Genomic DNA, 26,972 nt, shown 5'->3' with positions numbered 1-26,972 from the left:
ACCGAACTCTGGTCTGACAGAGAGTGCTTACACCTGAGGAAAGAACAATGAAAAAGACAGCATTGACGATGGCCATCTCCAGCCTGCTGCTGGCCGGTGGTGCACAGGCCGCCAACGTTTACGATCAGAATGGTACCAAACTGGACATCGGCGGCCGCGTCAACGGCATGTACTACGGCACCGATGACAACGCCACCGAAGGCGATGCCAGCTACCTGCGTCTGCACATTGCAGGTGAAACCAAGGTTGACGAGGATCTGACCGCGTTCGGCTTCGCCGAGTACAACCTGCCGGTCTCCGGTTCTGACAACGACGAGCTGCGTTACGCCTATGCGGGCATCAAGCACGATCGCTTCGGTGCCTTCAGCTACGGTCGCCAGGACGGTCTGTTCACCAAGGCGGTGAACAACTACACCGACGTGCTGCCGGAGTGGGGTGGTGATGGTCTGGGCAAGGACACCGAGGTGTTCGGCACCGGTCGTACCAACGGCCTGGCCCAGTACATGTACAACTGGCAGGGGCTGACCCTGGGTGCCCAGTTCACCGGCAACAACGACCCGCAGAACGCGAGCCGCAGCGAGCGTGTCGGCCCGAACAGCACCTGGAGCCCGAAAGGTTCTTCCGAGGGGTATGCCCTCTCTGCCAACTATGACTTCAACATGGGCCTGAGCCTGGGTGCTGCCTACAACCAGGCAGGCAAGACCGACGAGCAGGCCGAGAACGTGAGCTTCGGCGGCGACAGCGACGCCAAGCTGTTCGGGGTGGGCGCCAAGTACGCCGTCGGCAACCTCTACATGGCCGCCACCTACTCCCACGGTGAAGATCACCTCTTCGTGGACACCGGCTCCCTGCGCGGTTACGCCGAGAAGATGGATGGCTACGAAGCGGTCGTGCAGTACAACATCACGCCGAAGTTCAAGCCCTCCCTGGCCTACCTGCGTACCGACGTGAAGGACAGCGCTCACGGCATCGATGACACCGCGACCGAATACGTCTCCGTGGGTGCCTGGTACAACTTCACCGACAACTTCAATGCCTACGTGGACTACAAGATCAACCTGCTGGACGAAGTGGGTTCCACCGGCAAGAACAGCCTGAACAAGTCCACCGACGACATCGTCGCCGTGGCCCTGCAGTACAACTTCTAAGTCGTCCCGGACGCACTGCACATCCCAGGACCGGCCCATGTGGCCGGTCTTTTTGTTGCTGGCGGACCGCGCTGGATGACAAGAGCGGCACGCCGGGGTTCAGCAATGGCCCCGTGTGGTCGATACCCTTGTTGTCGGGGCCGGTGCGTGGCTGTGCTTGCCATGAGGCAGTGATGGGGCGATGATCACGCCCCGTGGTCAAGATCCTATCTTTCCTCGACGCTTTTCATTATTTCTATATAGGCTTGCGTTGTCCCGACAGGGAAAGCGGGGCTGGTTGGCATGTCGCAGCTCCGGTGCGGGGCAATTTCGGGAAATGGACGTAAGGGCGTTATATGGCGAGCATATTGGATTCAGTGGATCAACGTACCCAGCTTGTAGGGGAGAATCGCCTGGAACTGCTGATGTTCCGTTTGGGTGCCCAGCAACTGTTTGCGATCAACGTCTTCAAGGTGCGGGAAGTGGTCAAGCTGCCTCATCTTAACAAGATGCCGGGGTCCCACCACAACATCAGCGGCGTCGCCAACATTCGCGGCGTCTCCATCCCCGTCATCAACCTGCGCGGTGCCATCGGGATGCGTCCCATGGCCATCGATCAGGAGTCCAACCTCATCATCACCGAGTACAACCGCACCATTCAGGGATTCCTGGTGGGGCAGGTGGCCCACATCGTCAACATGACCTGGAAGGACATACTGCCGCCGCCCCGTTCGGCGGGTCGTGCCAACTACCTCACCGCCATCACCCGCATCCCGGAAGGGGGGGTCGACCAGATCGTCGAGATCATCGACGTGGAGAAGGTGCTGGCGGAGATCATCACCTATGACGTGCGCATCTCGTCCGAGGTGCTGGACGAGGAGATCCTGCCCCAGATGCAGGGACGCCGAGTGCTCATCGTCGATGACTCCAGCACGGCCCGCAACCAGGTGCGCGAGACCCTCGCCCAGCTCGGGCTCGAGGTCATCGAGTGCCAGGACGGCTTGCAGGCCCTCAAGTTGCTCAAGGGGTGGTGCGATGCGGGCAAGAAGGTGACCGACGAGATCATGCTGATGATCACGGACGCCGAGATGCCGGAGATGGATGGTTATCGCCTGACTCACGAGGTGCGCAGCGATCCGCGCATGTCCGATCTCTTCATCACCCTGAATACTTCTCTGAGCGGTAACTTCAACGAGGCCATGGTCAAGAAGGTGGGGTGTGATCGCTTCATCTCCAAATTCCAGCCCGACTTGCTGGTGGACGTGGCCCAGCAGCGGATGCGGCAGATCCTGGGTCGTTGAACCCGGCACGCCGAACCATGAAAAAGCCCCCGCCATGCGGGGGCTTTTTGCTGGGCAAGGGGAAGGGCCATGGGCCCGGCCACCGGGCTACTGAGTCAGCAGAGGCTCGACAAAGCGGGCGACCTTGTCGCGGATCCGAGGCTGGGCGGCGGCCGTCGGGTGCAGTCCATCGTTCATCATGAGTTCAGGGCGCAGCACAATATCATCCAGAAAGAAGGGCATCAGCGGCAGGTCGTTGGCCTTCGCAAGATCCGGGAAGATCTGCTCGAACTGTTGCAGATAGCGCGCCCCATAGTTGCGGGGCAGCAGGATCTGGGTCAGCACCGTCTTCGCCTGGTGCGCCCGGGTGAGCTCGATCATCTTGGTCAGGTTGGCCCGGGTGATGGCGGGAGCAAATCCCCGCAGCCCGTCGTTGGCGCCGAGTTCGATCAACACCCAGTCCGGTTTGTGGGTTTCGAGCAGGGCGGGCAGGCGGGCCAGGCCGCCCTGGGTCGTTTCACCGCTGATGCTGGCATTGATGAGGGTGTGTTCTCCCCCCTGCTGCTGCCACTTTTCATTGAGCAGGGCAGGCCAGCTCTGTTCGGCCTGCATCTGGTAGCCGGCGCTCAGGCTGTCGCCCAGTACCAGCAGGGTCTGGGCCTGGACGGACGCTGCCCAGCAGCACAGGCAACTCACGGCAAACAAGAGACGCATCATGCAGTCAACTCCCACGTTCTATTGTCATTACAGGTTCAGGCAAACAGGATACCCAAGATGAGTTCAACGCCCATTATCGCCGTCAGGGGACTCGGTAAAACCGTTCGCCTCGGTCAGGAAAGCCTCACCATCCTTGAAGGGATCGATATGCAAGTCAATACCGGCGAGACGCTGGCGCTGGTCGGTGCGTCCGGTTCCGGCAAGTCCACCCTGCTCGGTTTGCTGGCCGGTCTCGATCTGCCGAGCAGCGGCGAGATAGAGATCCTCGGCCACTCCCTCACCCGGCTGGACGAGGAGGGGCGCGCCAGGCTGCGGGCCGAGCAGGTGGGGTTCGTGTTCCAGTCGTTCCTGCTGCTGCCCACCCTGAGCGCCCTGGAAAACGTCATGTTGCCGGCCGAGCTGCGGGGGGAGACCGACAGCGAGCCCCGTGCCCGGGAGCTGCTGGCACAGGTCGGTCTGGGGGAGCGGTTGCACCACCTGCCGCCGCGCCTCTCTGGCGGCGAGCAGCAGCGGGTCGCCATTGCCCGTGCCTTCATGACCCGCCCCAGCCTGCTGCTGGCGGACGAGCCCACCGGCAACCTCGACAGCAAGACCGGGGAGACGGTGATCGAACTGCTGTTTCGTCTCAACCGCGAGCACAACACCACCCTGGTGGTGGTGACCCATGACCATGAGCTGGCCCAGCGCTGCCAGCGGCAGCTGGTGATGTCAGCCGGGCGGCTGGAGGCACAGGCTGTCATGGCGGCCAGGGTGGGAGAGCTGTCATGAGTCAGTGGAGACAGAGCTGCACCAGGGGATCGTTGGCAGCAGCATGGACGGTGAGGGAGGCGTCATGAGTCAGTGGCGACTGGGATTGAAGCTGCTGCGCCGGGAAGGGTTCAGCGGCGAGCTGCGCTGGTTTGTGCTGGCGCTGGCGCTGAGCGTCGCCTGCGTGCTCAGCGTGGCTCTGGTGGCGGATCGGCTGGACGCGGGGCTCAAGGCCTCCGGGCGGGATTTCATCGGAGGGGACAGGGTGCTGCGCTCCGCGACGCCGGCACCGGCAGAGTGGCTGGCGCAGGCGCATCAGGAGGGGTTGGCCGTGCAGACCACGGTCAGCTTCAACAGCATGCTGTTTCACGGCGATACTCTGCAACTGGCCTCCATCCGCGCCGTGCCCGGGGATTTTCCCTTCTACGGCAAGCTGGAGCTCACTCCCCAGCGCGCCCCGGCGCCCGGCGAGATCTGGCTCTCCGCCAGGGTGATGCAGCTGCTCGGCGCCAAGGTGGGGGAGGCACTCGAGGTCGGCAACACCCGGCTGACGGTGGCAGGGGAGCTGGGCCAGGAGCCGGATCAGGGGTTCAGCCCCTTCCAGATGGCGCCAAGGGCCTTGATCCACAGCGCCGATATCGAAGCGACCGGGGCCCTGCTGCCGGGCAGTCGCCAGCAGTGGCGCTATCTCGTCAAGGGACCCCGCGACGCCATCGCCCGCTATGAGGCCTGGCTCAACCCCAGGCTGAGCGCCGGGCAGAAGCTCGTCAAACCCGACGATCAGGGTACCCAGGTGGGGAAATCCCTGGGCAATGCCGAGCGCTTCTTCCGTCTGGCATCCCTTGCCGGCGTGCTGCTCGGCGCCCTGGCCATGGGGATAGCGGTGCGTCATTTCGCCGAGCGCCAGACCAACATGGTGGCCCTGCTCAAGACCTTGGGGGCCTCGCGGCGCACCCTGTGGCAACTGATGGGCACCCTGCTGTTCTCCCTGACCCTGGTGGGGGCCCTGATGGGGCTGGTGGCGGGCAGCGCCATGCAGTGGCTGACCCTGAACCTGCTGGGGGATCTGCTGCCTGCGGATCTGCCGCCCCCCTCCTGGCGACCCTTTGCCCTTGGCCTCGCGGTCGCCTTCTTCATCACCCTGATGCTGGCGTTCGTTCCCTTCCTGAGGCTGCTCAAGGTACCGCCGCTGCGGGTGCTGCGCCGGGAACTGGAGGCGGGGATCCCCCCCTGGCTGACGGTGCCCGTGGGGCTCATCGGGCTGTTTGCCCTGGTGTGGGGCTTTACCGCCGACATCAGGCTGGCCTGCGGGCTCATCGGCGGCATGGGGGTGTTGATGGCGCTGCTGGCCCTGCTCGCCTCCGTGCTGCTGCGTCTTGGCAGTCGGCTCAAGGGGCCCCATGCCCTGCGCCTGGCCATCAATCACCTCTCCCGGGAGCGGGGCAGTGGTCTGTTCCAGTTGGCGGGCTTCGCCCTGGCCCTGATGCTGTTCGGGCTGCTGTGGGCGGCGCGGGTCGATCTGCTGGAGGATTTTTCCACCCGGTTGCCTGCCGATGCCCCGAACCGCTTTCTGGTCAATGTGGCGGACAGCGAGCGGGAAGGGATCCTGGCCGATCTGCACCAGGCCGGGGCCATCACCTCGGACTTCTACCCCATGGTGCGCGGGCGCCTGACCCGTATCGCCGGTGAGGCGGTGGGGGAGGATGCGGCGCGGGAGGGGGTGGACAGGGAGCTCAACTTCACCACCACATCGGCCCTGCCCGCCGACAACAAGGTCACTGCCGGTCAATGGCTGGCCGGCAAGGGGGAGGTCTCCGTCGACGAGGCGCTGGCGGGACGGCTCGGCATCGCACTCGGAGACGTGCTCGGCTTCACCATAGAGGGGCGGGCGTTCGAGGCCAGGGTGACCAGCCTGAGGTCCATCAAGTGGGACAACATGAGGCCGAACTTCTACATGATCTTCTCGCCGGACGTGTTGGCCCCCTTCTCCCAGACCTGGCTCGGCAGCTATCGTCTGCCGCCTGAGGGGCGAGGGGCAGAGGTGGAACTCATCCGTCGCCACCCCACGGTGAGCCTCATCGATGTGGAGGATCTGATAGGCCGCCTCACCCTGGTCTCCGATCAGGTGAGCCGTGCCCTGGGGTTGATGCTCGGGCTGGTGACGGTGGCCGCCCTGCTGGTGCTGCTGACCCAGACCCAGGCCGGCATGGCCCATCGGCGCCGGGAGCTGCTGCTGATGCGCACCTTGGGGGCGGGGAGCGCCCTGCTCGAGAAGATGTTGCGCTGGGAGCTGGTGGCGAGCGGTGCCCTGGCGGGGCTTTGCGCCGCCATGGTGGTGGAGCTCTGCTCCTTCGGCCTGCAGTGGTGGTGGGAGGGGGCGCAGTGGCAGTTCCACTGGGCCATCTGGGCTGCACTCCCCCTGCTTGGGGCCTTGCTGGTGACCCTGGCCGGACAGGGCATGCGCCGCCAACTGCTGGCGGGTACCCTGAGCGACCGGCTCAGGGGACTGGGGCAGGGGCTGCTCTGATGGCTCGACACATCCCGACCTCGGTCGGGATGTGTCATTGGGTCAACGGGGTGAGTGCAGCAGATTGTCCAGAGCGCCGGGCAGGGCCGGGAAGCTGAAGTGAAAACCGGCCTGCTGCAAGCGGGCGGGCAGTACCTGCTGTCCGGTGAGCAGCAGATCCGCCGCCTCTCCCATCATGAGTCGCAGGAGGGGGGCTGGTACGAAGAAGAGGTGCGGGCGATGGAGCGTGGCGGCCAGGGTCTCGCTGAACCGGCGATTGCTGACCGGTTGCGGGGCCGTGCCGTTGAAGATGCCGTCACACTCGCCGTGCTCGATGAGAAACAGCATGGCCCGCACCAGATCCTGCACGTGGATCCAGCTCATCATCTGGGTGCCGCTGCCCATGGGGCCGCCGAGGCCGAGGCGGTAAGGGGGCAGCATCCTGGGCAAGGCGCCCCCCTCCATGCCGAGTACCAGGCCGATGCGCAGGATGCAGACCCGGGTCTGGGCCGAGCGGGCCTGCTGGGCAAGCTGCTCCCACTGCTGACAGAGACGGTGGGTGAATTCGTCGTGAGGGCTCTGGCATGTTTCATCCAGAGGGGCGTCATCCTGGCGGCCATACCAGCCGATGGCGGAGGCATTGAGCAGCAATCTGGGGGGCGTGCTGGAGAGTTTGACGAGATCCACCAGCTGTTCGGTCAGCAGCCAGCGGCTGTTGCAGAGCAACTGCTTGCGGGACTCGCTCCAGCGTCCGGCGGCGATGGGTTCGCCGGCCAGGTTGATGACGATGTCCACGTCATTGAGGTGATCCAGCCTGTCCAGGCTGTCCAGCAGGGTGACATCGTGGCCGAGCAGCTCGTAGGCCCGGCTGCCCTGGCGGGTCAGCACGACTACTTCGTGCGCCACCTTGAGGTGTGCCACCAGACGGCGGCCGATAAACCCCGTGCCCCCCGTGATCAGTATCTTCATGTCCTGCCTCCCTGACGCTCTAGGGTCTACTCTAGAGCCTGGGTGCCCGATGGACAAGCTCCTGTTTTTATGAGCATTATGATTTTTGTCTCCCAAGACGCCGCCCCCTTTGTCCACGGGGTTGCCGGGCTTTGCGACCACGGGGGGCGCCGTGGCGCGGCGGTATCAGGGGCTCATTCCGGCTTGCCAAACGGGCGCCAGCGGGTAAACTCGAGCGCTTTTTCGCCATGTTCATGAGGGCCGTTATGCCATTTCGACGTTTGAAGGTGCGTCAATTCTATGTCCGGCTGCTCTGTGCCTTGCTGGCCGGTCTGTTGCCCATGCTCCTTGGGCTCGTCATCGTCATCTGGCAGACCGCCACCGGCGTGAAACAGGATGCGGTGGCGCGCCTGGAACATGCCAGGGTCATGTTCGACCGCACTCTGGACAATGCCCAGTTGGCGGCGTCGGCCCTCACCGGCAGCCTGGGCAGGCCCTGTCTCGAGGTGGTGCAGGGGCTCAGGGATCAGGTGGCCACGGTGCCGGATGTGCGCAGCGTCAACCTGGCCAGGGGGGATCGGATCTACTGCTCTTCCCTCTATGGCCCGGTCGATGGCGGCATCAAACTGGATGACTATGTCGGGGGCAGGCTCGACCTGATGAAGGGCAACCCGGTCACCCCGAATCGCCCCCTCATCGCCTACCGGGAAGAGGTGGGCGAGTTCAGCGTGCTGGTGGGGGTCGACGGCTACTACCTGCTCAACATCCTGGACATGCTGAGCCGCAACTCCCCACTGGGGCTGGTGGTCGGCAACGAGATGCTGCTGCGAAACAGCGAGCTCACCGACAAGCTGATCCCCAAGGACCGCAGTGGCTATCTAGAACAGGTCTCGACCAGGTACCCGTTCAAGGTAGTGACCACGGTGTCGGTGGATGAGTACCGTGCCCACATCTGGGACTACTCCAAGGTGGGCGTCATTATTTATCCTCTGCTGAGCCTGCTGCTCGGGGTGGCGGTCTTCTGGCTGATGGGACGTTCGACTTCGCCGGCCCAGGAGCTGAAACGGGCACTGTCCCAGCAGGAGTTCATCCCCTATCTGCAACCCGTGGTGAACGGGGAGGACGGCCAATGGAGCGGTTGCGAGGTGCTGATGCGCTGGCAACACCCCCGTCAGGGGATGATCTCGCCGGATCGCTTCATTCCCCTGGCAGAGGACAGTGGTCTCATCGTGCCCATGACCCGGCTGCTGATGGCGCAGGTGCGCGAACAGTTTGCGGGCAAGGCGCACCATCTGCCGCGAGGGTTCCACTTTGGCTTCAACATCAGCGCCAGCCACTGCAAGGATCTGAGCCTGGTGGAGGATTGCCGGGATTTCATCAACGCCTTCAAGGGGAATCCCATCAAGCTGGTGCTGGAGCTGACCGAGCGCGAGCTCATCGTGGCGGACGAGACGACGGACCGGCTCTTTGCCGAGCTGCATGCCCTCGGGGTCTTCATCGCCATCGACGATTTCGGCACCGGCCACTCCAGCCTGACCTACCTGCAGACCTTCCAGGTCGACTTCCTCAAGATCGATCAGAGCTTCGTCGGCATGATTGGGTCGGACGCGCTCTCCAGCCACATCGTGGAGAACGTCATCGATCTGGCGACCCGGCTCGGTCTGCAACTGGTGGCGGAAGGGGTGGAGAATCAGGTGCAGGCCGACTATCTGAAGGCCCGCGAGGTGACCTTCCTGCAAGGCTATCTGTTTGGCAGGCCCATGCCCATGAAGGAGTTTGTCAGCCAGCTGGCCGGGCAGGGGCGCTGAGGGGCAAGCGCGAGGCAAAAAAAAACCAGCGACCGGGTCGCTGGTTTTTTTATGGCCGGATGGCTCAGAGCATGCGGGCCAGGGCGCGGCACAGACGCTGAACACCCTCTTCCGTGGTCGCTTCATCCACACAGGAGAAGCTCAGGCGCAGGGTATTCTGGATCTCGGGGCGCACATAGAAGGGGGCGCCGGGCACAAAGGCAACCTTCTCCTTGATGGCCTCGTCGAACAGGGCCATGGCACTGACGCTGGACGGCAGGGTCAGCCAGAGGAACATGCCCCCTTCGGGACGGGTGTAGCTGACGCCGGGCGGACAGTGGCGGGCGAGGGCGGCTTCCATGGCGGCACGCTGGCGACCATAGACCTCCTTGATCTTCTCCAGGTGAGCGTCGAGGGAGTTGTCGGTCAGGAAGCGGTGCAGCACCTGCTGGCTGAAGGCGTTGCTGTGCAGGTCGGTGGCCTGCTTGGCGATGGTGACCTTCTTGCGCAGCCAGTCCGGCACCACCATCCACCCCAGGCGGAAGGCGGGCACGACTGTCTTGGAGAAGGACCCGAGCAGCACGGTGTTGTGGGGGGCCAGCTTGGCGATGGGAGGGAGGTGTTCCCCCTCGAAGCGCAGCTCGCCATAGGGGTCGTCTTCCACCATCAGCAGATCGTGGCGCACCAGGCGCTCCGCCAGGGCTTCCCGGTTGGCGCGGCTGTAGGAAACTCCACTCGGGTTCTGGAAGTTGGGCACTCCGTAGAGCAGCCTGGCGCTGGAGCCCTGCTCCAGCAGCGCATCCAGCGCGGCCAGATCCAGCCCCTCTTCCGCCAGGGTGATGGGCTTGAAATTCGGTTGATAGACGGAGAACGCCTGGATGGCGCCAAGGTAGCCCGGCTCTTCGATGATGAGATCCTGCCCCTCGTTCACCAGCACCTTGCCCAGCAGATCCAGCGCCTGCTGGGAGCCGCTGGTGATGAGGATGTTGTCAGGATTGACGGTCATGCCGTGGCGGCTCAGGTAGCGGTCGGCGATGAACTGGCGCAGCGGGGCAAAGCCCTCGGTGGTGGCGTATTGCAGCGCGGCGGCTCCCTGCTCGCGCAGCACGTCCTGGCACGCTTGCTCGATGGCCTTGACCGGGAACAGATGGGGGTTGGGCAGGCCGCCGGCGAAGGAGATGATCTCCGGATTGGCGGCAACTTTGAGGATTTCGCGGATAAAGGAAGGCTCGACCTTCTCGAAGCGCTGGGCAAAAAACGGCTGCATAGGGTTCTCTCTGACTAGGTGGCGGTCGCTCCATTCAACCGCCAGGTTATCCGTTTGTATCAGATTTCAGAAATGAGGCAATGGCTGTCACAAAAATCCATAAAAAAGGGCAGGTTTGGCACCTGCCCGAATTTTATCGTCCCGACCCCGGCCGGGGGCGCAAAAACCCCTGTCAGGGGGACATCGGGCGGGATGGGGCTCAGAGCCCCGGCGCCTTGAGGAAGCGGATCATCAGGTCGGTGTTGGCCCCGAGCTGCTGCTCAATCCGGCCCGGGAAGAGCTCGGCCATCTTGTCGAGGCGATCATGCTCCGTGTGCCAGATCTTGCCCCACTGGGTCTCGCTGTCCCGGTCGCAGGCGCTTTTGGTGGCGTCGTCGTAGCAGTCCCACAGCGCCGGATTGGTGCTCTGGGAGTAGCCGTCATAGCCATCTTCCCCGTTGATGGTGAAGTTGGTGGCCTCCACGTAGGCGATGGGCACCCCCAGGCAGGCGAAGGGGGCATGATCGGACCAGCTGCCGGTCTCCCCTTCCGGATAGCCGCTGTAGCTGGGGTGGATGGCGAACGGGGTGGCGGTCTGCTGGGAGATGGCCAGCAGGCGATCGCGCACCTTGGGATCGAAGCTGTAGCGGCTCGGGTCGGCGCAGTTGTACTCGGCCACGTCGGAGTGGGCCGAGTGGACATAGACGATGTCACCCCCGGCGATGGTGTCGTAGTTCACCATGGCCAGCAGCTTGGCGACGGCATCGGTGTCGAGACTGGCGGCATAGGCTTTGGAGCCGTTGAGGCCGTTCTCCTCGGCGCCGAAGAAGGCGAAGCGCACCGTGTAGGGCAGGGTCTCTCCCTTGAGTGCCTCGGCAACCGCCAGCAGGGCGGCGACGCCGGCCCCGTTGTCGGTGGCGCCTTCGGATCCTTTCTTCTCGCCGGTGCTGTCATAGTGGGCACCGATGAGGATCACCCTGTCGCTCTGACCCTTGAGCTCGGCGACGATGTTCTGGGAAGTTCGGTCTGTGCCGCCCCGGGTGTAGGTGAACGGCTGATTCTGCACCTCGTAGCCCCAGCCGGCCAGGTGATCCTGGATCCAGGCGGCGGCGCGGGTTTCGGCCTCGGTGCCCGTGGGACGAGCGCCTATCCCTTCTGCGCCAGAGCTCAGTTGCACCAGAAATTCATGGGCTTGAGCCGCGGGGGCAGGGGGTTGGGAGTCGTTGTCAGAGGGGTTGCAACCGGCCAGCAGGGCAGGCAGGACAAGGGCCAACAGGGTTTTCTTCATACTGCAATCCTTTGTTGTATATGGTTTTATTTTTCCGCGTCAGGATGAACCCGACGTCCGGCAGATTCTGTGAAGGGGGTGGCATTTGTCAACCTTGCCGGTGGATGTGGGCAGTCCCGGGGGATTTGTTGTGGGAAACACTTGCGCCTTGTGCCTATCTTGGGATAATTCGCTCCCCTGTTTTTGCGAACTGATGCAATAACGAGCGATCCATTTATGTCGGCTCTGTTCCAGAGCGATGCAATAACGAGCAATTTACTATGTCTGTGACCCAAGATGTGTTTAACGAAGACGGCAAGTTCATGCGCAAGATCCGCAGCTTCGTCCGTCGCGAAGGCCGCCTGACCAAAGGGCAGGAGAAGGCCCTGGAAGAGCTCTGGCCGGTCATGGGCATCGATTTCGCACCAGAGCCGCTCGACATGGTGGCCCTGTTTGGCCGCGAGGCACCCGTGGTGCTGGAGATCGGGTTCGGCATGGGCGCCTCCCTGGTGGAGATGGCCAAGAACGCCCCCGAGAAGAACTTCATCGGCATCGAGGTGCACTCTCCGGGTGTGGGCGCCTGCCTTGGCACCGCCCAGGAGGCGGGCGTCACCAACCTGCGCGTCATCTGCCACGATGCGGTGGAAGTGCTGGAGCACATGATCCCGAACGGTTCTCTCTCCTGCCTGCAGCTCTTCTTCCCGGACCCCTGGCACAAGAGCCGCCACCACAAGCGTCGCATCGTGCAGCCTGCCTTTGCCCAGGATATCCGCCAGAAGCTTGCCATCGGTGGCGTCTTCCACATGGCCACCGACTGGGAGAACTACGCCGAGCACATGCTGGAGGTGATGAGTGCCGCCGAGGGGTACGAGAACACCTCCGCCACCGGCAACTGGGTGCCCCGTCCCGACTGGCGCCCCCTGACCAAATTCGAGCAGCGTGGCCATCGTCTGGGCCACGGTGTCTGGGATCTGATTTTCAAACGAGTCAACTGAGTCAACGTATCAACTAAGGAGCTATCATGGCCAACCGTAGCCGCCGTCTGCGTAAGAAACTGCGCGTCGATGAATTCCAGGAAATGGGGTTCGACATCAGTTTCAACTTCCCGGTCGGCACCGCCGAAGAGACCATTGATGCCGTGGTCGATGCGCTGATCGACGAGGTGATTGAGCCTCGCAAGCTGGCCTTCGCCGGCTCGGGTCACCTGGCCTGGGAAGGGATGATCTGCACCCAGCAGCTCGGCAAGTGCACCGACGAAGACCGTTCCGCCGTTCAGACCTGGCTGCAAGGCAAAGGGCTGGAGGCCGTGGTGGTCACCGAGCTGTTCGATCTCTGGTACGGCGAGCCGGCCTGATATCTGACTGCCTCCCGGGCAGATAGAAAATCCCGCCGCCGGCGGGATTTTTGTCGGTGGGCTGGCCCCGCCTCGTTTCACGTCATGGAATAGCCAATGGTGTTGTCATCCGAATTACTGGCCGGCATCCTGGAAGAGGTGCGTCCGCTGCTCGGGCAGGGGAAGGTGGCCGATTACATTCCCGCCCTGGCCCAGGTGCCTGCCGACCGGCTGGGGATCGCGGTCTGTACCGTTGAAGGGGAATTGTTCACCGCAGGTGACGCTTTCGAGCCTTTCTCCATCCAGAGTATCTCCAAGGCCCTGAGCCTCACGCTGGCCTTGACCCTCTATCAGGAGGAGGAGATCTGGGCCAGGGTGGGCAAGGAGCCCTCCGGTCAGCCGTTCAACTCCCTCGTCCAGCTGGAGTTCGAGCAGGGCATTCCCCGCAACCCCTTTATCAACGCCGGTGCCCTGGTGGTGAGCGATCTGCTGGAAACCCGGCTCACAGCTCCCCGCCAACGCACTCTGGAGCTGGTGCGCCGCCTGTGCGGCAACCCGGCCATCATGGCGGATCAGGTGGTGGCGCGCTCCGAGTACCAGCACTCCGCCCGCAATGCCGCCATCGCCTATCTGATGAAGGCCTATGGCAACTTCGAGAACGAGGTGGACAAGGTATTGCAGAGCTACTTCAATGCCTGCGCCATCCGCATGAGCTGCGTCGATCTGGCACGAGCCTTCGTCTATCTGGCCAACCGGGGCGTGCCCCTTGGCGAGAGCACGCCCCTGCTGCCGGCCCGGACCACCAAGCAGGTCAATGCCCTGCTCGCCACCTGCGGCCTCTATGACGAGGCGGGCGACTTCGCCTACCGGGTCGGCATGCCGGGGAAATCCGGGGTGGGGGGCGGCATCATGGCGCTGATCCCGGGAGAGCTTTCCATCTGCGTCTGGTCACCCGAGCTCAACAAGGCGGGCAACTCCCTGGCCGGGACGGCGGCGCTGGAGCTGCTGGCCGAGCGCCTGGGCCGCTCCATTTTTTAACTCTCTTCACTATGCATCGAGACGACATCATGAAACGAATGACTGGACTGTGGCGAAGCTGCCTGACCGCCTTGCTGCTCTGGTGTGCCTGGCCCGCGCTGGCCGCCGAGCTGCCCCCGCTCTCCCTGGCGGATGCCAAGGGCAAGGAGGCGGTGATCCTGGATACCCGCCCGAGCTATTTCTACCAGGGCTGGCCCATGGACGGGGAGAAGCAGGGGGGCCATGTGGCCGGTGCCGAGCTGCTCTCCGCAGAGTGGAAATACAGTGACGAGGAGTGGCCTGCGGCACTCGCGAGCAAGGGGCTGAAGGCCGACAAACCCGTCGCCCTCTATGGCACCCCTCGCGAGGTGGCCGAGGTGGCCCGTCTGCTGCGCCAGCAGGGCATCAAGCAGCTGTTCGAGCTGCAGGGATGGAAAGAGGCGCCCCGGGAGCACCTGGCACGCTGGCAGCAGCTGGTCCATCCGCTCTGGCTGGCAGACTTGCAGGCAGGCAAGCCGGTCATCGCCGCCCCCAAGGGGGAGTGGAAGGTGTTCGAGGTGGACTGGGGATCCCCCAAGGCCTATCTGCTGAGCCACATTCCGGGAGCCGGCTACATCGATACCAACCGGCTGGAAGGGGAGCCGCTGTGGAACAAGGTCTCTGACGAGGCGCTCAAGGCGCTGCTGCTGGAGAACGGCATCCGTCATGACACCACCGTCATCCTCTATGGCCGCAACACCATGGCGGCGGCCCGTGCGGCCCATCTGATGATGTATGCGGGGGTCGAGGATGTGCGGCTGCTGGATGGCGGGCTGGAGGCCTGGTTCGTGCAGCATCTGCGCACCGAGACCGGGCTGGCCAACAAGTTCACCCCGGCCAAGGAGTTTGGCGTGGCCATCCCGGCCCATCCCGAGTACTACACCACCCTTGACCAGGCCAAGGCCCTGCTCAAGCAGCCGGACGGCGCCCTGGTCAGCGTGCGCACCAGGGACGAGTTCGTGGGCAATACCTCGGGCTACAGCTACATCAAGCCCAAGGGGGACATTCCCGGGGCCAGATGGGGTCATGGCGGGGTGGATGCCAACAGCATGAGCGACTTCCACAACCCGGACGGCACCATGAAGCCCGCCCGCGAGATCCTTGCCATGTGGGATGAGTGGAATATCGAGCCGACCCAGCAGGCCGCTTTCTACTGCGGCACCGGCTGGCGCGCCTCCGAGGCGTTCTTCTACGCCTGGTTGATGGACTGGAAGCGGATCAGCGTCTACGATGGCGGATGGTTCGAGTGGAGCATGGATCCGGCCAATCCCACCGTCACCGGCGAGCGCAAGCCGGGCAAGTAACTAATAATCCAGAGCAGGCCGGACAGATGTCCGGTCTTTCTTTTCTTGATAGATCATTTTCAATGGCTATAGCAGGTGGATTCTTTCTGTGAATCCTGTTGCTGCAATCAAGGTAAACGGGCCATCCGGTTGAGCTAGGCTTCACCTATCACCGCCAGGGTGAGCGTGAAGAAGGGGAGAGTGATGAAAGCTGTGATGATGCTGGTTTGTCTGTTGGGATTGGCGGGGTGTAGCTCCCAATACATCATGAGCACCAAGGATGGCAAGATGATTGCCACCGACAGCAAACCCAGGTTGGACGAGAGCACTGGCATGTATCGCTATTACGATGAAGAGGGGCGGGAGGTGCATATCAACAAGGACGACATCACCCAGATCATGGAGCGTTGAGGCTCTTTGCAAGCAACAAGGGCTGCCCGCGGGCAGCCCTTGTTATTGTTGGTGCTCATGCCGTCTGGGGCACCTGACGGTTGACCTGGCCGGCAAAAAGCTGGTGGAAGCGGGAGTGGGAGTTGGCCAGCAGGCTCACCGGCGAACCCTGCTCCACCACGGTGCCGGCCTCCATCACCACTACCTTGTCCACCGACAAGAGCGGTTCCAGATGGTGGGCGATCACCAGATAGCTGGCCTCCGGCCGGTAGCGGTAGAGCAGCTCCGCCATCTTGCGCATGCCGCCGTGATCGAGGTCCGAGGTGGCCTCGTCCAGCACGATGAGCGGGCGGCGCGACAGCAGGATGCGGGCGATCACCAGCAACTGGGTCTCGCCAGCGGAGAGTTGCAGCCTGTCGAGATCCTCGTCCAGCCGTCCGGCGCAGCGCTCGGCCAGCCCCACCCGGGCAAGCGCCTGCTCAAGCATGGCGTCCTCATGCTCGGTCAGGGGCGCCAGGTTGGCCCGCAGAGTACCGAAGAAGGTGAGCGGGATCTGGGAGACGGTATCGTAGAGATCGCGCACCGCCTCCGGTGCAAGTCGTGACAGTGGCTGATTGCCGTAGAAGATCTCCCCCTGGGAGGCGGGATACATGGCCTGCAATACCCCCAGCAGGGAGCTTTTGCCTGCCCCGGTACGCCCGCACACACCCACCTTTTCACCTGGGGCCAGCTCGAAGTTCACCCTGTGCAGTGCCCACTGGCTGGTCTGGGGGTAGCGCAGCCCTAGGTTGTCGAAGCGCACTGCGGGGTGAGGGGTGGCGAGTGCCTCTCCCTCCTGGCGCTCGCTCTCTATTTCGCTGTATTCACGCACCCGCTCTACCGCGTTCATCACCTGTTCCACTTCGGCAAAGGTGCGGATGAGGGAGTTGAGCATGGCGGAAGCGGTAAAGGCATAGGTGATGGCAACAGCCCCCAGCAGCGGGCTGTTGCCAAAGGCCACCATGAGTGCCACGGCCCCCACCAGGGCGGCGGAGAGCAGGGTCTGGTGCATGCCGAGCCAGCGGTTGATGGAGGTGGTGGTGTACCAGCTGCGCAGGTTGTTGTCATAGTGGTGCAGCACCTGGTCCAGCGCGAAACGCTCGACCCCTGCCAGGCGCAGGGCGGGGGCGCCGCGGATGGTCTCGCTGATGCTGATGTAGAGCGGGGAGCGCAGCACCGAGGACTGGCGCCGCAGCTTGAGTTGCACCGCCCGGTAGCGGCGCTGCAACACATAGAGTGCCCATCCCACCAGGGGGGCGATGAGCAGCAGCAGGGGAATATTGATGCCGATCACCACCACCTGCAAGGCCACGGACACCAGCATGCCGAACAGTCCCACCAGCATGGAGAGCAGCATCTCTTGCGCCTCCCCCAGATCCCGGTCGAAGCGGTTGAGGATGCGCCCCTGGGGCACCTTGTCGAAGAAGGCCATGGGGGCGCGGCTGATGCGCCCCAGCATGCCGTCAAACAGGGTCCAGGCCAGCTTGAGGCCGAGTTTGTAGTTGATGACTCGCACCGCCATGATGCAGGCGAGGGAGCCCGCCCCCAGCAGCACATAGATGCCGAGCAGGGTCGTGACGTCGCTCACCTCGGCCTTGCCGCCGAGCCAGAGATCCGAGGCGATGCGCAGCCCCTCCTGGCCCAGGGTGAGCAGCAGGACGAGCAGGATGGCTCCGGGGGCGGCGAGGCGCTGCCACATGAAGCCAAACAGCCCCCAGTCCACCTTGCCCTCCACCACTTTCTCCTCGCTGAACTGCTCCGCCTCCTGAGGGGGCACCGGCGGGGCGGGCTGGGGATGCTGGACAAGATCCGCCAACTGGTGGGCATCGAGCTCCACCAGGCGCCCCTGCTCGATGCGGATCACCCGATCGCACCTGGCCAGCACATCCGGGTCGTGGCTCACCAGCAGCCGGGTCGGCCCCGGCTTGAAGGCGAGCCCCTGCTCCAGTACCTGGGCCGCGACCATGGGGTCGAGCGCAGACAAGGGGTTGTCCAGCAGCAGGATATCGGCCCGGGCGTAGAGGGCGCGAGCCAGGGCGACCCGCTGCTGCTGGCCGCCGGAGAGGCGGGTGCCGAGCTCCCCCACCAGGGTTTGATCCCCGTGGCTGAGCAGCGCGAGATCGGCCGTGAGGGCGCAGGCGCCGAGCACCCAGCGATAGCGCTCGGCGTGCCAGGGCTGGCCGAACAGGATGTTGTTGCGGATGGTGTCGTTCATCAGCCAGGGCTTGTGGCCCAGATGGGCAACCCGGCCGTGGCGACGGATGCTGCCGGCAAACTCGCTGTCAAAGCCAGCAACCAGATGCAGCAGGCAGCTCTTGCCCGCCCCGGTGGCCCCGGTGATCCCCACGAGCTCCCCCGGTGCGATGGCGAGGTTGGCTCCCTCGAGCACCGGTTTTTGCTGGTGCAGGGCACTGACGCCTTCCAGGTGGAGGGCCCCCGCTGGCAGGGCGGGATCATCGAGTTCCCGGTGCTGCTCCGGGCTGTTCAGGAACTCGCACAGCCGGTTGAAGCCGGTGTTGAAGTTGATCAGGGTGCGGATGAGGTAGGGCAGTCGCATCATGGGGATGCGCAGCACGGTAAACAGGGCGATGGTGGTGAACACCTGGGGCAGGGTGAGGGTGTTGCCCGACGCCAGGTAGGTGGTGAAGGTGGCCAGGGTCACCAGCAGGGGAGTGCTCAGCATCAGCCCTTCGTTGATGGCATCGAGCCTGAGCACCCGGCCCAGCACCCCCAATTCCTGCTGGCGCTTGGTGTTGGCCGCCCGGGTAAAGAAGGGGCCAAGCCCGTTCTGGCGTACCAGCCTCAGCTTCTTGATGTATTCCGCCAGGATGCCGTTGCGCTCATCCTGCTGGCGCTTGAGCTGCTGCTCCTGCTGGTTCATGCGCCGTACTACCCGGGTGGAGATGAGCAGCAGCAGGGCCAGCACCGCGAAGCCCACCAGACCGGCACTGCCCACCTGCCACACCAGCAGGGCGATGGTGCCGATGAGTTGCAGCGCCATGGTGATCGGCATGGCGGGGTCAGCCAGGATCCAAGTAATGTCCCACACGTCCCGGTTGATGAGGTTCTGAACCCGGCCGCCGGCCCTGTCGTCGAAGCTCTTGCCACCCTGCTTCATCACCTTGGCGAGCAGGGATTCGGCCAGCAGACGGCGGATGGGCACGTGCATCTTGAGGGCCAGTTGCAAGGAGTGCTCCGCCAGCATGCCGGCGGCGAGCACGGAGGCGAACAGGGCCAGGGCCAGCAGCAGCTTGTGGCCGGTGGTGGCATCGGTGCCGAGCTGGGTCATGCTGTGATTGAGCAGCCAGGGGCTGGTCAGGGTGGCGAGCATACCGAGCAGTTGCAGCAGGGTGAGCAGGCCAATCCGTCCCTTGTAATGGCGCCAGATAAAGGCGGTCAGGGGCCAGGGGTGCACCGGCTGGCGGGCGGTGAGCGCGAGGAAGGCGTCGGCGCGGCCGTCGCGCCTGTCTTCCGGCAGCAGGGGATAGAGATCGTCGAGACTGACCTGGGGCTGGGTCAGCCCCTTGCGCAGCAGCGGGCCGGTCCAGCGATAGAAGAGGCGACTCAGCCAGCCGGCCGAGATTTCCGGATGATCCAATGGGTGTCCTTGTTGTTTTGTGTTGCTTCCATGGGCGGGGCGGCTCATGGGCCGCCCTCGAACTTGTTGTCTTGCTGCGGGCGTGCGCCCGGCGGGATCAGCGATCCCTGTTCATGCGGATGAGCCGATCCAGGATCCGCTCGCCATCGACCCGCAGGCCGTTGTGTTCGTACTCGTTGGTGATCCAGGCGCGGCTGTTGCCAAGCCCCTTCAGGGTGTCGCGGCTGTAGTCAAACTCCACGTACATGTCCTCGGCATAGACGGCGCAGGCCACCGGCACAGTGTTGCGGGCCAGCTGCGCCGGGTCGTAGAGGGGACCCCAGTCCGCTTTCTGGGCAAGCAGGTGGGCGGCCTCCTTCAGGGGAATGAGCTCGCGGAACTGCTCGAACATCCAGGGGAAGATCATCTCGCCGGTAAAGGCGAAATCTTGGCCTGGCGCCCAGGCCAGGGCAGGGAACTCCCTTCTCACCCGCTCGGCCGCCCAGTTGCTGGCACTCCCTTCGCAATAGATGAGCTCGTGCAGGATGGCGAACACCGGGTTGGTGTTGAACGGCTGCATGGCCTGCACCTGATAGAGGAAGGCGGGGTTGAGGCGTTCGCCGATGAAGGCGTCTTCCAGCAGGTAGTAAAGTGCCTCGAAGGCGCCGCTGGCCCCCAGATCCAGCCCCTGCTGCTGCAACTGCTCCACCGTCAGGCGCTGGCCGTTGGGCAGGCGCACGTCGTGGTGGTGCAGGTGGTTGGCCAGCCGGTTGGCCAGGGCCTGGGCATGGGGGAAGCGGGTGAAGAAGGCGCGGTTCTTGTCCGCCACCCGCTGGTAGGTGGCGCGGTAGACCTCATCCGCACTGCGCCCGATGGGTGCCACCCCGCCGGTGAGGTAGACCTCGTGCAGGCTCCGCGGGAACAACGAGAGGTAGGTGAGGCTGCAAAAGCCACCGAAACTCTGGCCGAGCAGGCTCCAGGGGCGCCCCGGGCTCAGCACCTCGCGAACGTACTCGGCGTCGCGCACTATGCTGTCGGCGCGAAAATGGCCGAGGTAGTCCGCCTGCTCACTTGGGGTCATCCCCGCCAGGGCGTCAGCACTGATGGGGGTGGAGTGGCCGGTGCCGCGCTGATCGAGCAGCAGCACCCGAAACTCCTGCAGGGCCCGCTTGATCCAGCCGCCATCGGCGGTCGGGCGAGGTGCGCCAAACCCCGGGCCCCCCTGCAGATAGAGCAGCCAGGGCAGGTCATCATCCAGCTTGTCCTTGCGGCAGAGGGTGCGGCCAAACAGGGTGAGGGTCGCCTCCTCGTCGGGATGCTGGTGGTCGAGGGGCACGGTAAAAAAGTGTGGCTCGCAATGGATGCCATCCAGCACATAGTGCAAGGGGCTGCTCATCTGGGGTCTCCCTGAGGGTAGGAAAATCGTCGGCCTCATCATAGCCCTGGCGCAGGAGCGGGTCACGCCAGTTTTCCAGATTGTTAACAGAGATGGAGTCTGAGGTCGGTGCCGTACAAGGTGTGGTTTCGCCGCTGTTGACGGCGGGCTGCAACTGGACAAAGATGAGCCGCCTGCCGGGACGGGCAGGGATAGGTCAGCACCCCGGGTGCAGGAAACTGGATGGAGTTGGCTCGATGAAGCCGAGATGGATACGTGTTCGCAAGAGACGCACACAGAGGGATCCGGAGGGGGTGCTGCAGGTGGGTTTGCTGGTGTTCAGCGCCACCTGTGGTGCCACTCTGTTGCTGGCGGCCTGCAACGGCGGTTAGCTGAGTGAAACAGACCGCTTGTCATGAGCGGGTTTTTTCATGCCGGAGCAGAAGGTCGGGACCTGCCTGTAGCCCTTTGCTGACGCGGGTTTGCGGTATGCAGAGTACGGCTGCTATGGTCAATTTACGACCGGATCCACAGAGGGAGGCGATCATGAACAGTCGTGAAAAAGTCCTGGCTCATTTGGCCACAGATCACCGGGTTGCAGGATTGACCGCCGGCGAGGCACTGGCTGGCATGAGCCACTCGATGAGTTCGCTCCTGCTGCAACAGGATCAGCACTTCTTCCGCCGCCATGCGGACGACCCCTGCCACGAAGTCGCCCGGGCCTGCTCGGCCGGACACGTATGGCATGGGGACGAAAACCACTACTAGCCCCGGCATGTGAGTAAATGACAGATGCAAAAAGGCCCGCTCATCTGAGCGGGCCTTTCGAATTTGGCTCCTCCTACTGGACTTGAACCAGTGACATACGGATTAACAGTCCGCCGTTCTACCGACTGAACTAAGGAGGAATAGTTGGTGCCCAGAGACGGAATCGAACCGCCGACACGGGGATTTTCAATCCCCTGCTCTACCGACTGAGCTATCTGGGCAACGGCGCGCATTAAACCCTTTCTGGACTGAGGTGTCAACCACAGGCCGCAGATTGATGTACCGTTCGCTCGATATCCGAGCAATCTTCCTGTGATTGGGCCAGTTTCCCCGTTTTTGCCATGAAAAGAGGGGCGCCTGTGGGAAAGGGCGCCCAGCAGCCAGCAGAACATCATGAAGGATGGCGGGCTGCCTGACGTACCGAGGGCTGCCCGTTGGCGCCAAGACGGAAGAGGCGCCAGTTATCTTGGCCCATCGATTGAGCCTGCCGCGCTCTGCGGGTATGCTTTGCCGCACTCATCCCCTGGCCATGGTCCGGGCCGACGCGGCTGGCAGGGGTGACATCCATCCAACACCGCCTGGGGTTTATATGAATACCAATATGCAAGAGTGGCGCGAAGAGACCGCCGCCATCGTCAACGAGCTGCTGGCCGATGGCAGCAACCCGGATCTGGATTACGAGATTGAGCACCACTTTGCCTGCCAGAAGTTCGATCTGCTGGAGAAGGCGGCGGTCGATCTGTTCAAGGCCGGTTTCGAAGTGACCGACGCCGAGGAGATGGAGCTGGACGACGGCGCCACCATCTTCTGTTTCGACGCCATGGTGGAGTGCAAGCTGGACATCGACACCATCGTCGCCGACATCGAGAAGATGCTGCCCATCCTCGAGAAATACGGGGTGGACTACGACGGCTGGGGCACCTACTTCCAGGAGTAAGTGCGCCAGATCATGCACGCTTTGCAAAAACAACAAGGCCACCCTCGGGTGGCCTTGTTGTTGCTGGCTTACTGCTCCGGCAGCTGGTAGCTGCGGGCAAAGTCGGCCGGTGGGAGGGGGCGACTGAACAGATAGCCTTGCAGCCGATCGCAACCGACCTGCACCAGCCAGGCCTGCTGCTCCGGTGTCTCCACCCCTTCGGCGGTGATCTTGATGCCAAGCTCATGGCCCAACCCGATGACGGAACGCACGATGGCGGTGGTGGCCTGGTTGGTGGCCAGCCCCTGGGTGAAGCTTTTGTCGAGCTTGAGGGTCGCCACCTGCAGCCTGGGAAGATAGGCGAGGGAGCAGTAGCCGGTGCCGAAGTCGTCGATGGCGAGCTGGAAGCCCGCCTCGATGAGGCTGGCCAGGTTGCTCTCTATCTCGTCGGCATTCTCCATCAGCACCCCTTCGGTGATCTCCAGCTCCAGTTGCCAGGGGGCGAGCCCGTGGCGCGCGATGCAGTCGAAGATCTGCGGGCAGAGCTCGGGATCGCGGAACTGCAGGGGCGAGAGGTTGATGGAGAGCACCAGATCCGGGGCCGCCACCTGCCAGCGGGCAAGCTGGGCACAGCCGAGCTCCAGCATCAGCTGGCCGAGCTGGCCGATGAGCCCCAGCTCCTCCGCCAGCGGAATGAACTCGTCGGGGGAGATCATGCCGAATTCGGGATGGGGCCAGCGGCAGAGCAGCTCAGCACCGTGCAGCCGGTTGCTGTGGGTGCAGATGATGGGCTGGTAGACGGCGGTCAGTTCGGCGGACTTGATGGCGAGTGGCAACTGGGCGGCGATGAGCTGGCGGCGTTTGAGCTTGGCATCGAGTGCGGGGTCGAACAGGGTACAGTGCTGCTGCTGGCGCTTGCCCTGGGCCAGGGCGGCCTCGGCGTGGCTCAGCAGACGCTCGGCATCCTTGGCCTTGCCATGGGCGATGCCGAGGAACACCGGGATCTGGATCCTGTGCTCCTCGACCTGATAGGGCGTCATCAGCTCCTGCTGCAGGTTGCGGCTCCACGCATCCAGAGAGAGGGGGAGCTCGGGCAGCAGCAGGGCGAAGTCATCCGCCGCGACCCGACAGAGCAGGGACTGGGGCGGCGCCAGTCGTTGCAGGCGGCGGGCCACCTGGCTCAGCAGGCGGTCGGCGACCCGTATGCCGAAGCGATCGTTGATCTCGCGAAAATGTTGCAGATCCACCAGCAGCAGGCTGGCCTTGCGGGCCCCCAGATGACGGCTGGTCTGCAGGAAGTGGGAGAGCTTGAGCAGGCCGGTCAGGCTGTCGTAGTGCTGCTCCTGCTGCAACTGGGCCTGGGTGGTGCGCAGCCCGGTGATGTCGCGGCTCAGGGTAAGGATGCCGAGGGAGTTGCCCTCGTCATCCGGCACCTCGACCCGGGTGACCTCCAGATGGCGGCCTCTGCCCTGGGCATCCACCACGCAATACTCCCCCTGACCCAGGGTTTGTTCGACGGGCAGCCGGGGCGGGACGCGCCGACCCAGAGCCTCGCTTGCCACCAGCCCCATGAAGTCGAGAAAGGCCTGGTTGCAGTCGATGAGCACGCCCTGGTGATCCTCGAGACGGATGAGGTCGGGAATGGCATCCAGCAGGCGGCGTTGCAGCAACTGCTGCTGGCGGAAGGTTTGCTCCAGCTCCTTGCGCTGATCGATGGCGCTGACCATGGCAAACAGGGCGATGGGGTCGCCGTGCTCGTCATACAGGGGAACCTTGTTGATCTCCATCCAGCTGGCGCCTTCGCCGCTGTGGCAATGGAGCTGCTGGTGCAGCAGGGGTTTGCCGTCGGCCAGCAGGCGGTCATCTTCCTCCCGGAATACATCCCCCCAGGGCATCTCGGCATCGCTCTTGCCAATGAGTTCGCTCGGGTCTTGCAGGCCGGCTTCCCTGGCGAATGCCTTGTTGGCAAACAGGTACCGTCCGTGCTTGTCCCGGCAGAAGATATTCATGGGTAACTGGTCGATGATCTGCTGCAGCAGCGCCAGGGAGAGCGAAGAAGTCACGAGAGCACTCACGGGGGAGACTTCGAGCAAATCTATGATAACAGGTGGGTTTTGTAAAGCCTGGGTTAAGAGTACGCCATTTGTGCGGATCCCTGCTGACAGCCTGTGTCGCGATCGCCATAATAGCCGCCGGTCGGCCTATGGCCTTATGGATGAGAGAAGCAGCATGAAGAAGATAATGGGGGGCGCCCTGGCCCTGTTGATGGTGGGTTGTGCGAGCGACAACAACGGCGGCGAGCAGTATCGCTATACCCCGCCGGTTGCCAAGGCAACCAACAACACCCAGGAGATGGCGATCCCGGTGGATCTGGTGTGGGCCCGTGCCGAGAAGTGGTTCGGCGATCACGGCCTGAACATCGAGAACAGCCAGCGTGGTGCCGGTCTGATGACCGCCAACGTGGAAAACTCGGCCGATGGTCTGGAGTGGCTGGATTGCGGCACCATGGGGTCCAAGGTGGCGCTGGGCAACCCCAACCTGCAGATCAACCTGATCATCACCCAGAGCGGCAACAACAGCGTCGCCACCGTGAACGTCAAGGGCAATACCCAGCTCTACTTCGTCGAGTCCTCCGGCGAGCGGGTACTGGCTCCCTCCATCACCCCGGTGTGCGTCTCCCGCGGCAGCCTGGAACAGAGCCTGTTCTCCACCCTCGGCAACTGATCCTGCCGGGTATCATGAAAAACCCCGTTGCGTGCAACGGGGTTTTTTTATGCCTGCTCTGCGCCCATCAGGGCGTGGGGGGAGGGACGAAGCCAGAGGATCAGGGGGTCAGATCGCCGTGATAGAGCACATGGTCGCCGGACTTGAGCACATACCCCTTCCAGGGGAAGAGCTGATAGCCGCCGCCCTGCCAGGACCAGTTGCCCTCTTCGCCCTGGCGGATCAGCCGGATCGGCTCGCCCTCTGGCAGGGTCAGCTCGGCCTGATTCTGATCGGCATTGAACAGCACGAAAGCGCTGACGGTCTGACCGGCATCGGTCGGGTTGAGGCGAATGCCCTGCTCGAACAGACGCACGCACTGGCCTGCCAGCGCCGACCATTGATAGCCCGCGCTGCCGATGCAGCCATGTTCGTCGCGATCCGCGCCGACCAGGGGCTCCTTCGGTGTCGTGTTGCAGGCGGCCAGCAGCAGGGTGGCCGCCATCAGGGTCAGGGTGCGCATGCTTACTCCTTGGCGTCCCGTTCGATGACGATGTTGGAGAAGCCCAGCTCCTTGAAGTAGTTCTCCCGGTAATCCTTCACGCTCTTCTTGTCGCGGCGGCACACCTGGGCCAGCTGCTCTTCCATGGCGTGGAAGCGGGTCAGATCGATCCCCTCGGCGGCGGCAACGGCATCATAGATGCTGTTGAACTTGTCGTTGGCGTAGCCAATCTCCCTGGCCTGCTTCTTGTAGGTGTAGGTAATCTTGAACGCCATGGCGTCACTCCTTCTCTTTGGCCTGCTTGCGCTGGACGTACAGATAGAGGCTTTCGACCTTCTCTCTGGCCCAGGGGGTCTTGCGCAAGAACTTCAGGCTGGACTTGATGCTGGGATTATCGGTGAAGCAGCGGATATTGATCTGCTGCCCCAGCGCTTCCCAGCCATAGTGCGCGACCAGGGCTGTGACCATGGCCTCCAGGGTCAGCCCGTGCAGCGGGTTGTTCTTCTGGGAAGCGGGTTGATCGCTCATGCTTGCGCCGCCAGGGTGGCAAAGGGCTGACCCATGCGGGTGGTGACCCCGTTGGCCAGGTGCGGCTCGAAACCGGCCAGCATGCCCGGGCCAAACAGGCAGACGACTGTGCTGCCCAGCTTGAACAGACCCATCTCGGCCCCCTTTTGCAGGGTGATGGCTTCATCGCCGGTGTAGTCCCAGCGCACCACCTTCTTCTCTTTGGTTGGCGCTATGTTGCCGGCCCAGATGGTTTCGATGCTGGCCACGATAGTGGCACCGACCAGCACCAGGGCCATGGGGCCGTGGGGAGTACGGAAGGTGGCCACCACCCGCTCGTTGCGGGCAAACAGGTTGGGCACGTTCTCGGCCGTGAGGGGGTTGACGGAGAAGAGATCCCCCGGCACGAACACCATGCTCTCCAGCACGCCGTCCAGCGGCATGTGGATGCGGTGGTAATCCTTGGGTGCCAGATAGATGGTAGCGAAGTCGCCATCCTTGAACGGGGCCACCAGATCCTCATAGCCCCCCAGCAGCTCGCGGGCGCTGTAGTCGTGGCCCTTGGCCTGGATGATGCGACCTTGGCTGATGGGCCCGAGCTGGCTGACGGTGCCATCCACCGGCAGGGCCAGGGTCATGGCGTCTTCCACCACGGGGCGGATGCCGGGCTTGAGCTCGCGAGTGAAGAAGGCGTTGAAGCTCTTGTAGTGGGCCGGGCTCTCGTGCAGCGCCTCGCTCATGTCGACCTGGTACTGCTTGATAAAGGCCTCGATCACCCTGGTGGTGAGGTTGCCCGCTTCGGCGGCGGCAAGTTTGCCCACCAGGCGGGAGAGGGCGTGTTTGGGCAGGCAGTATTGACCGGCAATTTTCAGGTTGTCAGTGATGCTCATGATCTTCA

At 63.7% G+C, this 26,972-nt stretch carries 25 protein-coding genes and 2 tRNA genes; 14 read left to right on the top strand and 13 right to left on the bottom strand.

Annotated features, from left to right (window positions below; all coding sequences use genetic code 11):
* The first annotated feature begins 47 nt into the window (after positions 1-47).
* Together I6L48_RS20570 and I6L48_RS20565 are read left to right on the top strand one after the other, a co-directional pair.
* A complete protein-coding gene (locus I6L48_RS20570) occupies positions 48-1,148 on the top strand; it encodes a porin (protein ID WP_043156284.1) in 1,101 nt (366 codons plus the stop codon).
* A 335-nt stretch (positions 1,149-1,483) separates the two neighbouring features.
* A complete protein-coding gene (locus tag I6L48_RS20565) occupies positions 1,484-2,428 on the top strand; it encodes a chemotaxis protein CheV (protein ID WP_041212426.1) in 945 nt (314 codons plus the stop codon).
* Between the two features lie 87 nt (positions 2,429-2,515).
* Here the strand turns inward: I6L48_RS20565 and I6L48_RS20560 are convergent, their stop codons facing one another.
* On the bottom strand, positions 2,516-3,124 hold the full coding sequence (locus I6L48_RS20560) for an arylesterase (RefSeq protein ID WP_039040186.1): 609 nt from the start codon (positions 3,122-3,124) through the stop codon (positions 2,516-2,518).
* Between the two features lie 57 nt (positions 3,125-3,181).
* Here I6L48_RS20560 and I6L48_RS20555 point away from each other — a divergent pair, with 57 nt between their 5' ends.
* Positions 3,182-3,892 carry an ABC transporter ATP-binding protein gene (locus tag I6L48_RS20555; RefSeq protein WP_216987655.1) on the top strand — a complete coding sequence of 237 codons (711 nt, stop codon included), beginning with the start codon at positions 3,182-3,184 and terminating at the stop codon, positions 3,890-3,892.
* 64 nt (positions 3,893-3,956) lie between these two features.
* Entirely contained in the window at positions 3,957-6,398 is a 2,442-nt protein-coding gene (locus I6L48_RS20550; RefSeq protein ID WP_216987654.1) for an ABC transporter permease, read from the top strand.
* A gap of 42 nt (positions 6,399-6,440) precedes the next feature.
* Here the strand turns inward: I6L48_RS20550 and I6L48_RS20545 are convergent, their stop codons facing one another.
* The gene (locus I6L48_RS20545; protein WP_113068911.1) at positions 6,441-7,346 is read right to left on the bottom strand and encodes a TIGR01777 family oxidoreductase; all 906 of its coding nucleotides are present in this window, start codon (positions 7,344-7,346) and stop codon (positions 6,441-6,443) included.
* A 245-nt stretch (positions 7,347-7,591) separates the two neighbouring features.
* Between I6L48_RS20545 and I6L48_RS20540 the strand changes: the two genes are divergently transcribed.
* Complete coding sequence (locus tag I6L48_RS20540) at positions 7,592-9,133, top strand: cyclic diguanylate phosphodiesterase (RefSeq protein ID WP_041212429.1); 1,542 nt, start codon at positions 7,592-7,594, stop codon at positions 9,131-9,133.
* Positions 9,134-9,197: 64 nt separating this feature from the next.
* Here the strand turns inward: I6L48_RS20540 and I6L48_RS20535 are convergent, their stop codons facing one another.
* Together I6L48_RS20535 and I6L48_RS20530 are read right to left on the bottom strand one after the other, a co-directional pair.
* A complete protein-coding gene (locus tag I6L48_RS20535; RefSeq protein WP_113068910.1) occupies positions 9,198-10,379 on the bottom strand; it encodes a PLP-dependent aminotransferase family protein in 1,182 nt (393 codons plus the stop codon).
* A gap of 199 nt (positions 10,380-10,578) precedes the next feature.
* Positions 10,579-11,646 carry a M28 family metallopeptidase gene (locus I6L48_RS20530; RefSeq protein ID WP_042014277.1) on the bottom strand — a complete coding sequence of 356 codons (1,068 nt, stop codon included), beginning with the start codon at positions 11,644-11,646 and terminating at the stop codon, positions 10,579-10,581.
* Between the two features lie 260 nt (positions 11,647-11,906).
* Here I6L48_RS20530 and trmB point away from each other — a divergent pair, with 260 nt between their 5' ends.
* From trmB to I6L48_RS20505, 5 genes are all read left to right on the top strand, one after another.
* On the top strand, positions 11,907-12,620 hold the full coding sequence (trmB, locus tag I6L48_RS20525; RefSeq protein ID WP_010675501.1) for a tRNA (guanosine(46)-N7)-methyltransferase TrmB: 714 nt from the start codon (positions 11,907-11,909) through the stop codon (positions 12,618-12,620).
* 26 nt (positions 12,621-12,646) lie between these two features.
* Positions 12,647-12,979 carry a YggL family protein gene (locus I6L48_RS20520; RefSeq protein WP_039040181.1) on the top strand — a complete coding sequence of 111 codons (333 nt, stop codon included), beginning with the start codon at positions 12,647-12,649 and terminating at the stop codon, positions 12,977-12,979.
* A 96-nt stretch (positions 12,980-13,075) separates the two neighbouring features.
* Complete coding sequence (gene glsB, locus I6L48_RS20515) at positions 13,076-13,996, top strand: glutaminase B (protein WP_010675499.1); 921 nt, start codon at positions 13,076-13,078, stop codon at positions 13,994-13,996.
* 29 nt (positions 13,997-14,025) lie between these two features.
* Complete coding sequence (locus I6L48_RS20510; protein WP_216987653.1) at positions 14,026-15,318, top strand: sulfurtransferase; 1,293 nt, start codon at positions 14,026-14,028, stop codon at positions 15,316-15,318.
* Positions 15,319-15,501: 183 nt separating this feature from the next.
* Positions 15,502-15,708 carry a YgdI/YgdR family lipoprotein gene (locus I6L48_RS20505; RefSeq protein WP_048207004.1) on the top strand — a complete coding sequence of 69 codons (207 nt, stop codon included), beginning with the start codon at positions 15,502-15,504 and terminating at the stop codon, positions 15,706-15,708.
* A 55-nt stretch (positions 15,709-15,763) separates the two neighbouring features.
* On the opposite strand, the gene I6L48_RS20500 is transcribed toward I6L48_RS20505, so the two are convergent.
* Both I6L48_RS20500 and I6L48_RS20495 read right to left on the bottom strand, forming a co-directional pair.
* Positions 15,764-19,324, bottom strand: coding sequence for an ATP-binding cassette domain-containing protein (locus I6L48_RS20500; protein WP_201922242.1), 3,561 nt, complete (start codon positions 19,322-19,324; stop codon positions 15,764-15,766).
* A 97-nt stretch (positions 19,325-19,421) separates the two neighbouring features.
* Positions 19,422-20,699: an alpha/beta hydrolase gene (locus tag I6L48_RS20495; protein WP_124812697.1), complete on the bottom strand. Its 1,278-nt coding sequence runs from the start codon at positions 20,697-20,699 to the stop codon at positions 19,422-19,424.
* A gap of 236 nt (positions 20,700-20,935) precedes the next feature.
* Here I6L48_RS20495 and I6L48_RS20930 point away from each other — a divergent pair, with 236 nt between their 5' ends.
* Together I6L48_RS20930 and I6L48_RS20490 are read left to right on the top strand one after the other, a co-directional pair.
* Positions 20,936-21,070: a hypothetical protein gene (locus I6L48_RS20930; RefSeq protein ID WP_080560565.1), complete on the top strand. Its 135-nt coding sequence runs from the start codon at positions 20,936-20,938 to the stop codon at positions 21,068-21,070.
* A gap of 154 nt (positions 21,071-21,224) precedes the next feature.
* Positions 21,225-21,446 carry a hypothetical protein gene (locus I6L48_RS20490; protein WP_010675494.1) on the top strand — a complete coding sequence of 74 codons (222 nt, stop codon included), beginning with the start codon at positions 21,225-21,227 and terminating at the stop codon, positions 21,444-21,446.
* A 64-nt stretch (positions 21,447-21,510) separates the two neighbouring features.
* Here the strand turns inward: I6L48_RS20490 and I6L48_RS20485 are convergent.
* Positions 21,511-21,586: transfer RNA gene (locus I6L48_RS20485), tRNA-Asn, on the bottom strand.
* A 5-nt stretch (positions 21,587-21,591) separates the two neighbouring features.
* Positions 21,592-21,667, bottom strand: a tRNA-Phe gene (locus tag I6L48_RS20480).
* 380 nt (positions 21,668-22,047) lie between these two features.
* Here I6L48_RS20480 and rraB point away from each other — a divergent pair.
* On the top strand, positions 22,048-22,383 hold the full coding sequence (gene rraB / locus I6L48_RS20475; RefSeq protein ID WP_010675493.1) for a ribonuclease E inhibitor RraB: 336 nt from the start codon (positions 22,048-22,050) through the stop codon (positions 22,381-22,383).
* A gap of 68 nt (positions 22,384-22,451) precedes the next feature.
* On the opposite strand, the gene I6L48_RS20470 is transcribed toward rraB, so the two are convergent.
* Positions 22,452-24,425, bottom strand: a complete 1,974-nt coding sequence (locus I6L48_RS20470; RefSeq protein WP_039040163.1) for an EAL domain-containing protein — start codon at positions 24,423-24,425, stop codon at positions 22,452-22,454.
* Between the two features lie 166 nt (positions 24,426-24,591).
* Between I6L48_RS20470 and I6L48_RS20465 the strand changes: the two genes are divergently transcribed.
* Positions 24,592-25,086, top strand: a complete 495-nt coding sequence (locus tag I6L48_RS20465; protein ID WP_029314787.1) for a hypothetical protein — start codon at positions 24,592-24,594, stop codon at positions 25,084-25,086.
* Between the two features lie 100 nt (positions 25,087-25,186).
* Here the strand turns inward: I6L48_RS20465 and I6L48_RS20460 are convergent, their stop codons facing one another.
* Genes I6L48_RS20460 through asd form a run of 4 tightly spaced genes read right to left on the bottom strand, consistent with a single transcriptional unit; the run spans position 25,187 to position 26,964 of the window.
* Positions 25,187-25,588, bottom strand: coding sequence for a hypothetical protein (locus I6L48_RS20460; RefSeq protein ID WP_216987652.1), 402 nt, complete (start codon positions 25,586-25,588; stop codon positions 25,187-25,189).
* Positions 25,589-25,590: 2 nt separating this feature from the next.
* A complete protein-coding gene (locus tag I6L48_RS20455) occupies positions 25,591-25,842 on the bottom strand; it encodes a DUF2960 domain-containing protein (protein WP_010675489.1) in 252 nt (83 codons plus the stop codon).
* Between the two features lie 4 nt (positions 25,843-25,846).
* Complete coding sequence (locus I6L48_RS20450; RefSeq protein ID WP_113068906.1) at positions 25,847-26,095, bottom strand: VF530 family DNA-binding protein; 249 nt, start codon at positions 26,093-26,095, stop codon at positions 25,847-25,849.
* Positions 26,092-26,964 carry an archaetidylserine decarboxylase gene (asd, locus tag I6L48_RS20445; protein WP_039040204.1) on the bottom strand — a complete coding sequence of 291 codons (873 nt, stop codon included), beginning with the start codon at positions 26,962-26,964 and terminating at the stop codon, positions 26,092-26,094. The genes I6L48_RS20450 and asd overlap by 4 nt, the downstream gene beginning before the upstream one ends.
* Between the last annotated feature and the right edge of the window lie 8 nt (positions 26,965-26,972).

Source organism: Aeromonas sp. FDAARGOS 1418 (assembly GCF_019048585.1).
Lineage (GTDB): Bacteria > Pseudomonadota > Gammaproteobacteria > Enterobacterales > Aeromonadaceae > Aeromonas > Aeromonas caviae.
The sequence above is the reverse complement of the archived record's forward strand: the minus strand, read 5'-3'. Positions and strand labels throughout refer to the sequence as shown.

Coding starts and splice junctions, on each gene's coding strand:
- I6L48_RS20570 (WP_043156284.1), top strand. CDS start 48: ATGAAAAAGACAGCATTGACGATGGCCATCTCCAGCCTGCTGCTGGCC.
- I6L48_RS20565 (WP_041212426.1), top strand. CDS start 1,484: ATGGCGAGCATATTGGATTCAGTGGATCAACGTACCCAGCTTGTAGGG.
- I6L48_RS20560 (WP_039040186.1), bottom strand. CDS start 3,124: ATGATGCGTCTCTTGTTTGCCGTGAGTTGCCTGTGCTGCTGGGCAGCG.
- I6L48_RS20555 (WP_216987655.1), top strand. CDS start 3,182: ATGAGTTCAACGCCCATTATCGCCGTCAGGGGACTCGGTAAAACCGTT.
- I6L48_RS20550 (WP_216987654.1), top strand. CDS start 3,957: ATGAGTCAGTGGCGACTGGGATTGAAGCTGCTGCGCCGGGAAGGGTTC.
- I6L48_RS20545 (WP_113068911.1), bottom strand. CDS start 7,346: ATGAAGATACTGATCACGGGGGGCACGGGGTTTATCGGCCGCCGTCTG.
- I6L48_RS20540 (WP_041212429.1), top strand. CDS start 7,592: ATGCCATTTCGACGTTTGAAGGTGCGTCAATTCTATGTCCGGCTGCTC.
- I6L48_RS20535 (WP_113068910.1), bottom strand. CDS start 10,379: ATGCAGCCGTTTTTTGCCCAGCGCTTCGAGAAGGTCGAGCCTTCCTTT.
- I6L48_RS20530 (WP_042014277.1), bottom strand. CDS start 11,646: ATGAAGAAAACCCTGTTGGCCCTTGTCCTGCCTGCCCTGCTGGCCGGT.
- trmB (WP_010675501.1), top strand. CDS start 11,907: ATGTCTGTGACCCAAGATGTGTTTAACGAAGACGGCAAGTTCATGCGC.
- I6L48_RS20520 (WP_039040181.1), top strand. CDS start 12,647: ATGGCCAACCGTAGCCGCCGTCTGCGTAAGAAACTGCGCGTCGATGAA.
- glsB (WP_010675499.1), top strand. CDS start 13,076: ATGGTGTTGTCATCCGAATTACTGGCCGGCATCCTGGAAGAGGTGCGT.
- I6L48_RS20510 (WP_216987653.1), top strand. CDS start 14,026: ATGAAACGAATGACTGGACTGTGGCGAAGCTGCCTGACCGCCTTGCTG.
- I6L48_RS20505 (WP_048207004.1), top strand. CDS start 15,502: ATGAAAGCTGTGATGATGCTGGTTTGTCTGTTGGGATTGGCGGGGTGT.
- I6L48_RS20495 (WP_124812697.1), bottom strand. CDS start 20,699: ATGAGCAGCCCCTTGCACTATGTGCTGGATGGCATCCATTGCGAGCCA.
- I6L48_RS20930 (WP_080560565.1), top strand. CDS start 20,936: ATGAAGCCGAGATGGATACGTGTTCGCAAGAGACGCACACAGAGGGAT.
- I6L48_RS20490 (WP_010675494.1), top strand. CDS start 21,225: ATGAACAGTCGTGAAAAAGTCCTGGCTCATTTGGCCACAGATCACCGG.
- rraB (WP_010675493.1), top strand. CDS start 22,048: ATGCAAGAGTGGCGCGAAGAGACCGCCGCCATCGTCAACGAGCTGCTG.
- I6L48_RS20465 (WP_029314787.1), top strand. CDS start 24,592: ATGAAGAAGATAATGGGGGGCGCCCTGGCCCTGTTGATGGTGGGTTGT.
- I6L48_RS20460 (WP_216987652.1), bottom strand. CDS start 25,588: ATGCGCACCCTGACCCTGATGGCGGCCACCCTGCTGCTGGCCGCCTGC.
- I6L48_RS20455 (WP_010675489.1), bottom strand. CDS start 25,842: ATGGCGTTCAAGATTACCTACACCTACAAGAAGCAGGCCAGGGAGATT.
- I6L48_RS20450 (WP_113068906.1), bottom strand. CDS start 26,095: ATGAGCGATCAACCCGCTTCCCAGAAGAACAACCCGCTGCACGGGCTG.
- asd (WP_039040204.1), bottom strand. CDS start 26,964: ATGAGCATCACTGACAACCTGAAAATTGCCGGTCAATACTGCCTGCCC.